Here is an 11833-nt window from a genome sequence, read left to right on the forward strand (position 1 = left end):
ATCCTTCTCAAATGAAGGCAATAATATTAAATGCTACTGCTTGGATGATTGTTCCAGTTATGGACGCTCTAGCTAAACATTTAAGTCTTTCAATGGATGTTTTTCAGATCACTTGGGCTAGGTATTTTTTCACTGTTATTTTTACACTTTCTTTAATGGTATTATTTTATAGGGAAACTCTTGTTTGGAGCAAAAGGCCAAAGCTTCAGCTTGTTAGAGGAATAATTCTTGCTTTTTCAACTTTATGCTTCTTCTATTCAATATCAGTAATTTCACTTCCTAAAGCATTAACACTTGCATTTGTTGCCCCAATAACATGCACTGCTTTATCTCCATTTTTTCTTGGAGAAAAAGTTGGTATTAGAAGGTGGTCAGCTGTACTTGTAGGTTTTTTAGGGACTATAATTGTTATCAGACCAGGATTTATAGATGTTAATTTACCCACTTTAGCAGCTCTAGCTTGTGGTGTTTGTTATGGCTTCTATTTAATAATAACTAGAAAGTTAAGTACTTCAGATAATTCCCTTTTAACGCTTTTATTTACTGGTGTAGTAGGGTTAGTAATAATTAGTGCATTTATGCCTTCAGTGTGGGTTAATCCAACCCCAAATGAGTGGATTTTGATGGCTATAATCGGTCTTATAGCCTCTGTAGCGCATCTTTTTATCATTTTATCACTCAAATACGCTGATGCCTCTAAATTGGCTCCTTTAGGCTATACAGAGATTATAACTAATATCATTATTAGTTATTATTTCTTCCATGAGCTTCCTGATAATTGGACGTATTTAGGTCTTTTCATTATAGTATTAAGTGGTCTATATATCTCTAGGAGAGAATACTATTTGAGTAAGTTAAATTAATAGTAATAAATTATTTACTATATATTAATGCATTACATGAATTAAATAGTATAAATAATTGTTATTATTAGTTAATTTTAGTATATAGAAACTAACAAATTAAAGTTCAAATAGCAAAAAAATATTAGGTATCTCCAAATATTGTCAATTATTAAGGAAAATACATCGGTTATTTACCTATCATATAATTAACTAAATGAGGATAACTTATTAATAAACCAAATATTTTATGATCGATTATAATTGTTTAATATCAACACTTTTTAATGATTAAGGAACTTTGTTTTCATCAAATGATATTTGAGCGTAGAAGGGGAATGAAATTAAGATCAAAAATTAGTATTTTTTCTCCCTTCTAAAAGTATTGGTATTATTGAAAACTAGAGCAATGCATTATCAGAATATACGGTTTAAACGGCCATAGAGCACCTTAATTTAAGCAAAGATCGATATCTAGTACAACTGAAGGGTGCAAATACTATTTATGGTAAAAAGGATTAAAATAGCTAAAAAGTGTTTGTTTTCGCGGTTAATTTAAGAATAAAGTATATAAAAAACGTTATTTAATGAAGACGTTTTCGGACCTTAATAATCGTCTTTTTTTCTTAACACCACCTTTTCCAGAATAACCACCGAGACTGCCATCAGATCTTATCACTCTGTGACACGGTATCTTGGGTGGGTAGGGGTTTTTGCCTACAGCATTAGCAACTGCTCTGAAGGCTTTAGGTTTTCCAATAGCTTTAGCAACTTCAAGGTAAGTTTTAACTTTACCTATTGGTATTTTTCTCAAATGATTCCAGACTTTAAGCTGAAACTTAGTTCCTTTTAAGTTCATATAGTTCAAATCCAGTATTATCAGCTATTTTATCATATAATTTCTTAGCATTTTCATTCGTAGAGTGCGTTATCCAGCGAATTCCATTCCAATTATTAGCTTTAGATAACGATTTTAAATGAGCAATAAGTTTTTGAGCTACTTTTTGCCCCCTAAATTTAGGCTCCACAAACAAATCGTCTAAAAAACCAATATACTGACCCTTAATTGGCCTTGGCATTGTTCTATAATGCGCAATTCCAACGATTTTGTCCTCTAATACATAGCAAATACCGTTAACAATGTGCTTTTCATCCTGAATCCAACTCCACAAAGTATCTAAAATTTCTATATTCATTGGAACTTTGTAAAAATCTGCATAACCATTATAGAGTTTTGCCCAATTTCCCTTGTCTTTTTGTTCTAGTTTTCTAATCATTTACTTTAATTAATTAATTTAATTAATTGATTATATTGATTTATCTTAATCAATTTCTTGAAACAATTTCATGCATTTTAATTATCTGGTTGCCAGCAGTTTTTTTAAAAAGGCCTGGGATTAAACCGTGTATTAAACAAATAATACCAGTAAATAACATTGTAATACCAATTTTAAAAGCCACAGCCATATGCTGAAAGTAAGTTTCGTTAATTTCATTAAGATGGTTTTTAGAATCGTTAATCATAATTAAAAATTATTATTATTGACAATAAAAATCCATTAATATATATTTCCGATAATTAATGGTTATCGGAAATATATGAATGATTTAATAACAAATATAAAAAGTCTTGAAATAGAAACAATTAAAAATTTAAAAAACTCCAAATCATCAAATACCCTTCGTGCTTATCAATCTGATTTTAACGACTTTTCATTATTTTGTTCAAAAAATGGATTTCAGGCCATGCCAACTCAGCCAAAAATTATAGCATTATACATAACTCATTTGTCAGCATTTTCCAAATACAGCACTTTAAAAAGGAGATTAGCCTCAATCAGCATACTTCATAAAACAAAAGGTCATTACATAGACACCAAACATCCAATAATTATGGAAAATTTAATGGGTATTAAAAGAACAAATGGAAGTAATCAAAAAGGAAAAAAACCGTTATTAATCAATGATTTAAAAATATTAATTAAAGTAATAGATGAGTCTAAAGAAAAAGATAAAAGAAAAATTAGAGATAAAGCTTTATTGCTAATTGGATTTTCAGGAGGTTTTAGAAGGTCAGAATTAGTTGATATTGAATATGACGATGTAGAGTTTGTTTCTGAGGGAGTTAAAATTTTTGTGAAAAAGTCAAAAACTGATCAATCCAGGGAAGGAATGACTAAAGCTATCCCCTACTTTGAAAATGAAAATTTTTGTCCTGTAAAAGCATTAAAAAAATGGATTGAAATAATTGATTTTAAAAATAGTAAAATTTTTAGTGTTTCAGATAAAAATGTAGCATTAATAATTAAGAAATATGCAAATCAAGCTGGATTAGATGGTCATAAATATGCTGGACACAGCCTAAGATCGGGTTTTGCAACTTCTACTGCAGAGTCTGGTGCTGAAGAAAGAAATATAATGGCTATGACAGGTCATAAATCTACAGAAATGGTCAGAAGATATATTAAGGAAGCAAATTTATTTAAGAATAATGCGTTAAATAAAATTAAGATTTAATAATATCTAACCTGTAATTATCAATTTTTTTAGAAATATATTCATTTGTTAAATAAAATTTTTTATATGAATTTTTTTGCATATTTTCTCTAAAACTCTTATTTGTAATGAGTTTATTTATTGCGTTAAAAAGATTTTTTTCATTAAGATTATTTATTACCAAGGCGTTTGATGCAGCTTCCTTAAGACCTCCCTTATTAGTAATAATTACAGCACATCCTCTGCTAGATGCCTCCATAGCAATTCTGCCGAATGGTTCTTCCCATTGGGAACAAACAACATTAATACTTGATTTACCAAGTGCTCTTAATGTGTAAGTGTGATTTTTAAAACCAAGAATATTTAAATTTTTGTGTTTAAATATAAGCTTTTCTCTGGGCTCATCTCCAATAACTGTAGCATACCAGTTATTATGTTTATTTAAAATCTTAACTATTGATTTACCAAAAATATCGTAGCCTTTAGATTTATTAAGTCGCCCAACAAAAATAATATTATTTTTTTTTTATTAAAATCAATCTTAATTTTATTTATTGATTGATTAATAATAATCAATTTTTTTTTTTGTGATGCGTTTAATTTTAAACCAATTAAAAATCTTTTTTTTGTCCAATTACTATTAAATATAATTCTTTTAGTTTTATTAAGTAAATTAATTCTATCTTTTGTAGATTTAGAGTCTGACATATCAATAGGATCATTATGAAAAAATAATACAATATTTTTAAAATAATGCGATAATAGATTAACATATTTGGGTCTATTATGTACTTCAATAATATCAGATTTAATCTTTTTCTCTTTTTCTATAAATTTATTTAAATAAGATTTAGTTGAACTTTTAAAAAAAGTTTTTTTAAAATTTAAATTTATATATTTTTTAGATAGTTTTTTTTTAAATTTGGTAAAGCCATAAACAATAATATCTTTTTTATACTTGCTTTTAATAATTGTATTCTTGAGAAATATAGAGATGGCTCCTGGATAAGATGGTGAAAAATTTTCTTTATAGGGTAAGAGTATGGAGATTTTCATTTTTACTTAATTTTGATCTTTTCTTTTTATCATTTTTTAATTTATATTCATAAGACATTGCTTCATTTTTATTTTTAAAATATCTTTTATAAATAACAATCCAAAAATAACCCATTGTGGATTTTGCACCCTTATTTGAATTGTGTTTTAAAAGACGTTGTTTGATATTATTAGTATAACCTACGTAAGTTTTATTAGATCCAGGACTAATTGATTTTAACATGTAGACATAAAAAGCCATAAAATGGCGGTCCCTGGGGGAATCGAACCCCCCTTTGCAGGATGAAAACCAGCTGTCCTAACCGATAGACGAAGGGACCGTTGAAAGGTCTTTTATTTTAAAAGTTACTAGAATTCAAGACTTATTAAATTATAGAATTAAATCCTTTATATTTAATTGAATTGTTTTTTTATTATTCCAAATATTTTCATATATTTGACCAATAATATTAATCTTTTTTTTATATGATAATAAATATTCACCAATTTCTGTATTCAAACAATTAAAACATATCCCTTTGATTAAACTACCTATTTCTGGCTTTATAAAAACTGATAAATGTTTGTTATTTATTTTTTTGAATTTTACAATTTTAACATTTTTAATCAAAAAAGTAGGTAAAGAATTAAAATTTCCAAATGGTCCTAATTTATTAATATCATTCATAAATTTATTTTTAATAGCTGATGAAGATAGTTCCATATCATATTTGTTCAAATTTTTAATCTGAGATACTTTTTTTAAATAATCCTTTTGGATAAAATTATCTAAATTTTTGATATTTGTTTTTTTTATCGTAAACCCAGCAGCCATATTATGTCCGCCACCCTTTTCAATAATATTATTGTCAATTAATCTATTTATTAGGTTTCCTATATTATACGATGAAGTAGATCTAGCGGAAGCTTTAAAAATATTGTTAGATTTTGTAATTACAATTGAGGGTTTGTTAAAATAATCTTTTAATCTTGAAGCAATGATACCAATTAATCCCTCATTCAAATTATTATTAAAATATATTATAACATTTTTATTTTCTTTTTTGATCTTCTCAAAATCTATTTCGTTTAAAATATCTTCTTCTATTTTCTTTCTTTTATTATTAAGATTTATCAGTTTATTAGATCTATCTTTGATAACTTCTTTATTGTTTGCAGTTAATAACTCAACTCCGTAATTAGAACAATTAAGTCTTCCACCAGCATTAATTATAGGACCAATTAAAAAACCAAGATCATCGACTGTAATTTTTTTTTTCAAATTGTATTGATCAAAAATATAGCTAAATACTGCATTATCTTTTAAGTTAAAATCATCGATTGTATTACGTGCTATTATTTTATTAATTTTTCTTAGAGGCATTACATCGCATATAGTAGCAAGCAATACATATATTAGAAAATTAGATAATTTAAAATTTGATTTGGTTTTTTTAATTAAAATATCTATAAAAAAATAGGTTAAAGCAGTAGCGCATAAGATAGAACTCTCTTTATTAGTTGTATCTTTTTTTGGGTTTATAACAGCTTCAGATTTTGGATAGGGTCTATTAATTTCATGATGATCAATTATTATTGATTTGATATTTTGTTGATTTAAATATTCAATTGCCTCATATGAAGTCGAGCCACAATCAACCATTATTATTAATTTAGGTTTTTTTAAAATTAATTTTTGAAAAAGTTTTTTACTAGCTCCATAACCATCGTTAACTCTATCAGGAATATAAAAAAAATGTTTTTGATTAATATGATTAAAATATCTGACCAATAATGATGTAGCGCAAGCTCCATCAACATCATAATCTCCCAAAATACAAATATTTTCATTGTTTTTGAAGGAATTTAAAAGAATTAAAGAAGCTTTTTGATAATCATGATCATCTTTAAATATATTTACTAATTTTTGACTGTTGTTGATCTCATGTATTTCTGAGATATCATAATTTCTTGAAATGATTAACTGTGATATTATATTTCCAAGACCATAATCTTGCTTAACTTTTTCAAATAAATTCTTATTAACTTTTTGTTGTGTCCAAGTTTTTCCAGAAACAGAAATCATTCATTTATTGAATTAACACTTTTAACTATTTCTCTAAAGTTACTATTTTTATGAGTAACCAAAGTTTCACTTAAATATTTATTACCATCAATAGCAATTCCTTTTAAAACTTCACCATTAGTTATACCTGATGCGCAAAAAAGAGAATCTCCTTTAACAATTTCGTTTAATTCATATTTTTTGTTTAAATCCGTGATACCCATCGATTTGGCTTCAATTATATCTTTTTCATTATCAAAAATAAATCTTCCTTGAAAATGACAGTTGTAGGAGTCAAGCGCACATGCAGCTAGAACACCTTCTGGTCCACCTCCGATGCCCAAAAACATATCAACATTATATTTTGGATCTGAAACATATAAGGCTCCAAGAACATCACCATCTGTTATAAGTTTAATATTTACATTTAATTCTTTTAACTTATCAATAATAATTTTATGTCTAGGTCTATCTAAAACACAAACGGTTAGTGAAGAAACATCTTTGTTCTTAAATTCTGATAAATTTTTAATATTTTTTTCTAAAGGAAAATCTAAATCAATTAAACCTTTATCAATTATTCCAGTCGCAATTTTATCCATGTAAGTTTCTGGTGCATTAAATAAATTACCCTTTTCTCCAATTGCCAATACTGCAATCCCACCAGGTAAATTATTTGCTACAAAATTTGTTCCTTCAACAGGATCCACTGCAATATCAAAATCTGGACCATTTTTTGTACCTAAAAATTCTCCAGTATAAAGTAGTGGAGCCTCATCTAAGGTGCCCTCACCTATTACAACCTGTCCATTCATATCAATTTTATTTAGTTCTGACCTCATAGAATCAACTGCAGCTTGATCAGCAGCAATTTTATCTTTCTTACCTACTAAGTATGAAGCTGCTAAAGCTGCTTTGGATGTAACATTACAAAATTGGTCAATAAATTTATTATCAATTGCCATTAAATTTTTTCATCAATAAATTCATCTTGATTTATTTTTGACTCAAATTCTCTTAAACGTTTATAAACACTGGCTAATTCAATTATTGTAGGCCAAGCTTTAAGTATATACTGCATAGAACCCTCTACCCTTCCAAAAGCTCTTATTATTTGCTGCATTACACCAAGAGTAACAGCGCCAGCTACAATTGCAGGTGCTAAGAAAACATATGCTGATAGTACATTTGCTTGTAAATAAGCAATTCTTCCAACGTTGAAATATAAATATCTAATGTAACTTAAAAAATGTATTTCCCTTACTCCATTAAAAAGTTCTTCAATTGATTTTGGTCTAACAGATCCGTCATCTTCAGCAACAACTAATATTTTTCTATATGCTGCTTCTTTTTTTTGAAGATCATATTCAACACCAACTAATCTTAAAATTAATCCCAGTACAATTAAAAATATAGTTCCTCCAACAGACCAAATTAAAGCTCCAACAATTAATCCATAATCCCAATCACCAAAAAAGAAAATTGGTATGCTTACGCTTAAACCAAATAAGATAGGCATAAATTCAATTAAAATCATTAAAGCTTCAATTAAACTAGTACCTAATGTTTCCATTATTCTAGAAAATTTTATTGTATCTTCTTGGACCCTCTGAGATGCACCTTCGATTTTACGTGCTCTATCATAAACGCTATGATACCACTCAACCATTGCAGTTCTCCATCTAAAAAGATAATGGGATGTAAAAAAACTTACAACAACAGCCACACCAACATAAATTGCAGCAAGTGTTATAAAGGATAATAAACTTGACCAATATTCTTCAATAGTTATTGCATTTGGTTTACCAAGTGCTTTTTGGATCATGTCATAAAATTGACCAAACCATTCATTTATTTTAACATCAATTTTAACTTGGATCCAAAGAGACGATAAAATTATTATTGATCCTAACCATGACCACATATACCATTTTTTTAATTTAAAAAATCTAAACATTTATTTATTATTTTAAAAAATTATCTGCGTATGATTTTTTTACAGTTTTTCTTTTCTTGGGTTCAATTAAATCAAAATCAATTTTTCTTTTTTTTGCATAGTTAACAGCTAATTCTTTAGATGAAAATTCCAATTTAAGTTCAGACAATGTATCTGAAGAGCTTTCCCAACCCATTAGAGGGTTTTTAGTTGGGTCTTTAGTTTTAAACTCTAAAATCCACTTATTATTCTTTGCAGTTCCCGACTGCATAGGATTTTTGTTTGGAATATAAATTATCGCTTTATTCATCATAGATGGTCGGAGTGGCAGGATTCGAACCTGCGACCCTCTGGTCCCAAACCAGATGCGCTACCAGGCTGCGCTACACTCCGATCCGTGTACTATTACAGTACATTTTAATTATTTAAAAGGATAAAGATAAGCAAATTGAAGGTAATTTTAATAGAATCTGATATATAAAAATTATGATTATTGAGTGCAAAAATTGTAATAAAAAATTTAATGTAAATGACAAGCTAATTCCTCTAGATGGGAGGCAAATAAAATGTGGATCTTGCAATCATAGCTGGCACTTTATAATTGAAAAACCCTTAGAAGAAACCAATATTGTTAAAGAAGAAACCACTATTATTAAAAATGAAGATTTGAGACGTGATCAGACAGAAAACAAAAAAAAATTTGAACTTCCTACTAAAATTCAAGATAAAAATAAAACATCAAAAAAAGATTCAAATTTTGAAAATGATATTAAAAATCAAAAATCAAATAATTTTTTTTCATACTTATTAGTTTCTATCATTTCATTTATTGCGCTAATTATTGTTATAGATACACTAAAAACACCACTTATAAGCCTCTTTCCTGGCTTGGAAATTATCTTATTTAATCTTTTTGAAACATTGAAAGATGTAAAATTATTTATTATTGATCTAACTTAAAATTTTATGATTAATTATTTATCTCAACCTTTTAAATGGTTTTTTAAACTTGAGGCTGCAAGTGGATTAATTTTATTAATTGCTGCTATATTGGCATTAATAATTAGTAACAGTAGTTTCAGTTATCTATATTTTCATAGTCTTGAATCATATTTATTTATTGGTATTAACGAATTTGGGTTAAAACTTAGTGTTCATCACTGGATTAATGATGCTTTGATGGCAATATTTTTCTTTTTTGTCACTTTAGAAATTAAAAGAGAATTTATCCAAGGTGAGTTATCAAATATTAAACAAGCTCTACTTCCTATAATTGCAGCAGTTGGTGGCATGCTGGTACCTGCTCTTTTTTATGTTTTTATCAATTGGGGAAATTCAGAAACTATGAATGGTTGGGCAATTCCATCAGCAACTGATATAGCTTTTTCATTGGGGATTTTATCATTATTAGGATCAAGGGTTCCAATATCATTAAAAGTTTTTCTAACTGCTTTAGCGATAATTGATGACCTTGGTGCTATTTTGATTATTGCTTTCTTCTATTCTGGAGATTTAAGCATTCCATATCTTAGTCTTATTTTATTAAGTTATATTTTACTTTTAATTTTAAATAAATTTTCTGTGAAAATCTTTATCCCATATCTGATTATTGGATTGTTTATGTGGTTTTTTACTTATAAATCTGGAATACATGCTACGATTGCTGGCGTTTTATTGGCTACTACAATTCCTCACAGAATAAAAGACAAGGATTTTTCATTACTTGTAAAAATAGAACATGCAATTTCACCATATGTTGCATTTATGATAATGCCTCTTTTTGCATTTGCGAATGCTGGTGTAAACTTAGAGGGCTTGTCTTTATCTAGCTTATTGGCTCCAGTTCCACTCGGTATTTTATGTGGACTATTCTTTGGTAAACAAATTGGTGTATTATTATTTTCCTATATTTCGATAAAATTAAAGTTTGCCGAAGCACCTAATAATTCAAGTTGGTTAAGTTTATATGGAGTTTCAATTTTAACAGGCATTGGATTTACGATGAGTTTATTTGTTGGTAATTTAGCATTTATAGATAATACTCAGTACATTGACGGTGTTAAAATAGGAGTATTAACAGGATCATTGCTCTCCACTATATTTGGATATTTATTGTTATTAATTTCGGCAAAAAAAGTAAATGTTTAAAAAAAAACTCATTGTTTATATAATAATCCTAATGTTTTCTTTTTTTACTAAAACTATGTCAGATAATTCAAAAACTTTTTTTGATTTTAAAATTAATTCTATAAATGGTGATGAGCTAGATCTGTCGACTTTAAATGGCAAAACTGTATTGTTAGTTAATGTTGCTAGTAAATGTGGGTTTACAAAACAATACGATGATCTTCAAAAATTATATGATGATTATAAGGATAAAGGGCTAATCGTAATTGGCGTTCCCACAAATCAATTTGGTGGCCAAGAACCTGGAACTGAAACAGAGATTAAAAATTTTTGTGAAACTAATTTCAATATTACATTTCCAATGACCAGCAAGTATGATGTTAAAGGAGATAATGCTCACCCAATATACATATGGGCAAAAGATTCATTTGGCAGATCAACAGTACCTAAATGGAATTTTCATAAGATTTTGATAAATAAGGAGGGTAAAATTGACGATACCTTTGCATCTTTTACTGCCCCAACGTCTAAAAAAATTATAAATAAGTTAGATCAAATTTTATAAGTTTACAGACAATCCATCATAAGCTGGAATAATATTTTTAGGTAATTTTTCCTTAATTACGCTGTAGTCTATATCAGTATGAAGATTAGTTAAGATGGCTTTTTTTGGAGAAAACCTATTTATCATTTCTAAGGATTTTTCAAAATTATAATGTGAAGGATGATTTCTGTACCAGAGACAATCAATAATTAGGTATTTAAGATTTCTGAAATATTTATAATCTTTTTTAAATATTTTACTTACATCACTAATATAAGCTAATTTTTTATCTATGATATAACATATAGAATAAACTTTACCATGTTGAACTTTAACAGGTTTAATTAAGATATTTTTTTTTTATTCTTAATAAATAAATCTTTATTAATATTATTCAACTTAAGGGTTGCTGGATATTCTCTGCTAAATTTGTCAAAGCAATAAGAAAATGTTTCTTTAAGATATTTAGATGTTGGGTTGTCAGCAAAAATATTAATTGGTTTTTTATTTCTTATAAAGAAAGATCTTAAATCATTTATACCGTGGGTTTGATCTGCATGCATGTGAGAGTAAAAAACTTTATCAATTTTTTTTATTTTTTGACTTAGCATTTGATTACGTAAGTCGGGAGAAGTATCAATTAAAATATTTTCTTGATCTGTTTTTATTAAAGCAGAACATCTTGTTCTATAGTTTTTTTTATTCTTAGGATCACAATTACCAAAATAGCCATCTGGACGAGGTACGCCCATCGAACTTCCACATCCAAGAATTACAAACTTCATAAT

The 11833-nt window shown here is 27.5% G+C and carries 17 protein-coding genes and 2 tRNA genes; 5 read left to right on the forward strand and 14 right to left on the reverse strand.

Annotated elements, in window-relative coordinates; all coding sequences use genetic code 11:
• The first annotated feature begins 11 nt into the window (after positions 1-11).
• Positions 12-863 carry a DMT family transporter gene (locus ACIJYG_RS03185; protein ID WP_435098494.1) on the forward strand — a complete coding sequence of 284 codons (852 nt, stop codon included), beginning with the start codon at positions 12-14 and terminating at the stop codon, positions 861-863.
• A gap of 559 nt (positions 864-1422) precedes the next feature.
• Here the strand turns inward: ACIJYG_RS03185 and ACIJYG_RS03190 are convergent.
• The 3 genes from ACIJYG_RS03190 to ACIJYG_RS03200 are packed head-to-tail and all read right to left on the reverse strand — an operon-like array spanning position 1423 to position 2366.
• On the reverse strand, positions 1423-1701 hold the full coding sequence (locus tag ACIJYG_RS03190; RefSeq protein ID WP_435098497.1) for a methylated-DNA--[protein]-cysteine S-methyltransferase: 279 nt from the start codon (positions 1699-1701) through the stop codon (positions 1423-1425).
• Positions 1682-2119: a GNAT family N-acetyltransferase gene (locus ACIJYG_RS03195; protein WP_435098500.1), complete on the reverse strand. Its 438-nt coding sequence runs from the start codon at positions 2117-2119 to the stop codon at positions 1682-1684. Before ACIJYG_RS03195 ends, ACIJYG_RS03190 begins: the two co-directional genes overlap by 20 nt.
• Positions 2120-2168: 49 nt before the next feature.
• The gene (locus ACIJYG_RS03200; RefSeq protein ID WP_435098503.1) at positions 2169-2366 is read right to left on the reverse strand and encodes a DUF6356 family protein; all 198 of its coding nucleotides are present in this window, start codon (positions 2364-2366) and stop codon (positions 2169-2171) included.
• Positions 2367-2441: 75 nt separating this feature from the next.
• On the opposite strand from ACIJYG_RS03200, the gene ACIJYG_RS03205 reads away from it, so the two are divergent.
• Positions 2442-3359, forward strand: coding sequence for a site-specific integrase (locus ACIJYG_RS03205; protein ID WP_435098506.1), 918 nt, complete (start codon positions 2442-2444; stop codon positions 3357-3359).
• Here the strand turns inward: ACIJYG_RS03205 and ACIJYG_RS03210 are convergent.
• The 9 genes from ACIJYG_RS03210 to ACIJYG_RS03250 all read right to left on the reverse strand — a co-directional run bounded on the left by ACIJYG_RS03210 (position 3349) and on the right by ACIJYG_RS03250 (position 8767).
• Positions 3349-3852 carry a glycosyltransferase gene (locus ACIJYG_RS03210; RefSeq protein ID WP_435098844.1) on the reverse strand — a complete coding sequence of 168 codons (504 nt, stop codon included), beginning with the start codon at positions 3850-3852 and terminating at the stop codon, positions 3349-3351. The two genes, ACIJYG_RS03205 and ACIJYG_RS03210, sit on opposite strands and share 11 nt — an antisense overlap.
• Entirely contained in the window at positions 3792-4394 is a 603-nt protein-coding gene (locus tag ACIJYG_RS03215) for a hypothetical protein (RefSeq protein WP_435098509.1), read from the reverse strand. Before ACIJYG_RS03215 ends, ACIJYG_RS03210 begins: the two co-directional genes overlap by 61 nt.
• Positions 4366-4635 carry a GIY-YIG nuclease family protein gene (locus tag ACIJYG_RS03220; RefSeq protein WP_435098512.1) on the reverse strand — a complete coding sequence of 90 codons (270 nt, stop codon included), beginning with the start codon at positions 4633-4635 and terminating at the stop codon, positions 4366-4368. The genes ACIJYG_RS03215 and ACIJYG_RS03220 overlap by 29 nt, the downstream gene beginning before the upstream one ends.
• A 4-nt stretch (positions 4636-4639) precedes the next feature.
• Positions 4640-4714: transfer RNA gene (locus ACIJYG_RS03225), tRNA-Glu, on the reverse strand.
• 50 nt (positions 4715-4764) lie between these two features.
• A complete protein-coding gene (gene recJ, locus ACIJYG_RS03230) occupies positions 4765-6459 on the reverse strand; it encodes a single-stranded-DNA-specific exonuclease RecJ (protein WP_435098515.1) in 1695 nt (564 codons plus the stop codon).
• Complete coding sequence (glpX, locus tag ACIJYG_RS03235; RefSeq protein WP_435098518.1) at positions 6456-7403, reverse strand: class II fructose-bisphosphatase; 948 nt, start codon at positions 7401-7403, stop codon at positions 6456-6458. Before glpX ends, recJ begins: the two co-directional genes overlap by 4 nt.
• Positions 7403-8395: a putative transporter gene (locus tag ACIJYG_RS03240; RefSeq protein WP_435098521.1), complete on the reverse strand. Its 993-nt coding sequence runs from the start codon at positions 8393-8395 to the stop codon at positions 7403-7405. The genes glpX and ACIJYG_RS03240 overlap by 1 nt, the downstream gene beginning before the upstream one ends.
• Positions 8396-8402: 7 nt before the next feature.
• The gene (locus tag ACIJYG_RS03245; RefSeq protein ID WP_435098524.1) at positions 8403-8684 is read right to left on the reverse strand and encodes an ETC complex I subunit; all 282 of its coding nucleotides are present in this window, start codon (positions 8682-8684) and stop codon (positions 8403-8405) included.
• 6 nt (positions 8685-8690) lie between these two features.
• Positions 8691-8767 (reverse strand) — tRNA-Pro (locus tag ACIJYG_RS03250).
• Between the two features lie 93 nt (positions 8768-8860).
• On the opposite strand from ACIJYG_RS03250, the gene ACIJYG_RS03255 reads away from it, so the two are divergent.
• From ACIJYG_RS03255 to ACIJYG_RS03265, 3 genes are read left to right on the forward strand one after another with little or no spacing between them, the layout of a single operon-like run.
• Positions 8861-9334, forward strand: a complete 474-nt coding sequence (locus tag ACIJYG_RS03255) for a zinc-ribbon domain-containing protein (protein WP_435098527.1) — start codon at positions 8861-8863, stop codon at positions 9332-9334.
• Between the two features lie 6 nt (positions 9335-9340).
• A complete protein-coding gene (nhaA, locus tag ACIJYG_RS03260; RefSeq protein ID WP_435098530.1) occupies positions 9341-10522 on the forward strand; it encodes a Na+/H+ antiporter NhaA in 1182 nt (393 codons plus the stop codon).
• A gap of 31 nt (positions 10523-10553) precedes the next feature.
• Positions 10554-11066 (forward strand): glutathione peroxidase, encoded by a 513-nt coding sequence (locus ACIJYG_RS03265; RefSeq protein WP_435098533.1) that lies wholly within the window; start codon positions 10554-10556, stop codon positions 11064-11066.
• On the opposite strand, the gene ACIJYG_RS03270 is transcribed toward ACIJYG_RS03265, so the two are convergent.
• The gene (locus ACIJYG_RS03270) at positions 11061-11192 is read right to left on the reverse strand and encodes a hypothetical protein (RefSeq protein WP_435098536.1); all 132 of its coding nucleotides are present in this window, start codon (positions 11190-11192) and stop codon (positions 11061-11063) included. The two genes, ACIJYG_RS03265 and ACIJYG_RS03270, sit on opposite strands and share 6 nt — an antisense overlap.
• A gap of 197 nt (positions 11193-11389) precedes the next feature.
• Positions 11390-11830, reverse strand: coding sequence for an MBL fold metallo-hydrolase (locus tag ACIJYG_RS03275; protein ID WP_435098539.1), 441 nt, complete (start codon positions 11828-11830; stop codon positions 11390-11392).
• Positions 11831-11833: the final 3 nt, after the last annotated feature.

Source organism: Candidatus Pelagibacter bacterium nBUS_27, from assembly GCF_051200985.1.
GTDB lineage: Bacteria > Pseudomonadota > Alphaproteobacteria > Pelagibacterales > Pelagibacteraceae > Pelagibacter.

Excerpts from the sequence above, each read along its gene's own strand:
- ACIJYG_RS03200 (WP_435098503.1), bottom strand. The coding sequence starts at position 2,366 with ATGATTAACGATTCTAAAAACCATCTTAATGAAATTAACGAAACTTAC.
- ACIJYG_RS03240 (WP_435098521.1), bottom strand. The coding sequence starts at position 8,395 with ATGTTTAGATTTTTTAAATTAAAAAAATGGTATATGTGGTCATGGTTA.
- ACIJYG_RS03195 (WP_435098500.1), bottom strand. The coding sequence starts at position 2,119 with ATGATTAGAAAACTAGAACAAAAAGACAAGGGAAATTGGGCAAAACTC.
- ACIJYG_RS03275 (WP_435098539.1), bottom strand. The coding sequence starts at position 11,830 with ATGAAGTTTGTAATTCTTGGATGTGGAAGTTCGATGGGCGTACCTCGT.
- ACIJYG_RS03185 (WP_435098494.1), top strand. The coding sequence starts at position 12 with ATGAAGGCAATAATATTAAATGCTACTGCTTGGATGATTGTTCCAGTT.
- ACIJYG_RS03220 (WP_435098512.1), bottom strand. The coding sequence starts at position 4,635 with ATGGCTTTTTATGTCTACATGTTAAAATCAATTAGTCCTGGATCTAAT.
- recJ (WP_435098515.1), bottom strand. The coding sequence starts at position 6,459 with ATGATTTCTGTTTCTGGAAAAACTTGGACACAACAAAAAGTTAATAAG.
- ACIJYG_RS03265 (WP_435098533.1), top strand. The coding sequence starts at position 10,554 with ATGTTTTCTTTTTTTACTAAAACTATGTCAGATAATTCAAAAACTTTT.
- ACIJYG_RS03215 (WP_435098509.1), bottom strand. The coding sequence starts at position 4,394 with ATGAAAATCTCCATACTCTTACCCTATAAAGAAAATTTTTCACCATCT.
- ACIJYG_RS03270 (WP_435098536.1), bottom strand. The coding sequence starts at position 11,192 with ATGATAAATAGGTTTTCTCCAAAAAAAGCCATCTTAACTAATCTTCAT.
- ACIJYG_RS03190 (WP_435098497.1), bottom strand. The coding sequence starts at position 1,701 with ATGAACTTAAAAGGAACTAAGTTTCAGCTTAAAGTCTGGAATCATTTG.
- glpX (WP_435098518.1), bottom strand. The coding sequence starts at position 7,403 with ATGGCAATTGATAATAAATTTATTGACCAATTTTGTAATGTTACATCC.
- ACIJYG_RS03245 (WP_435098524.1), bottom strand. The coding sequence starts at position 8,684 with ATGAATAAAGCGATAATTTATATTCCAAACAAAAATCCTATGCAGTCG.
- ACIJYG_RS03255 (WP_435098527.1), top strand. The coding sequence starts at position 8,861 with ATGATTATTGAGTGCAAAAATTGTAATAAAAAATTTAATGTAAATGAC.
- nhaA (WP_435098530.1), top strand. The coding sequence starts at position 9,341 with ATGATTAATTATTTATCTCAACCTTTTAAATGGTTTTTTAAACTTGAG.
- ACIJYG_RS03205 (WP_435098506.1), top strand. The coding sequence starts at position 2,442 with ATGAATGATTTAATAACAAATATAAAAAGTCTTGAAATAGAAACAATT.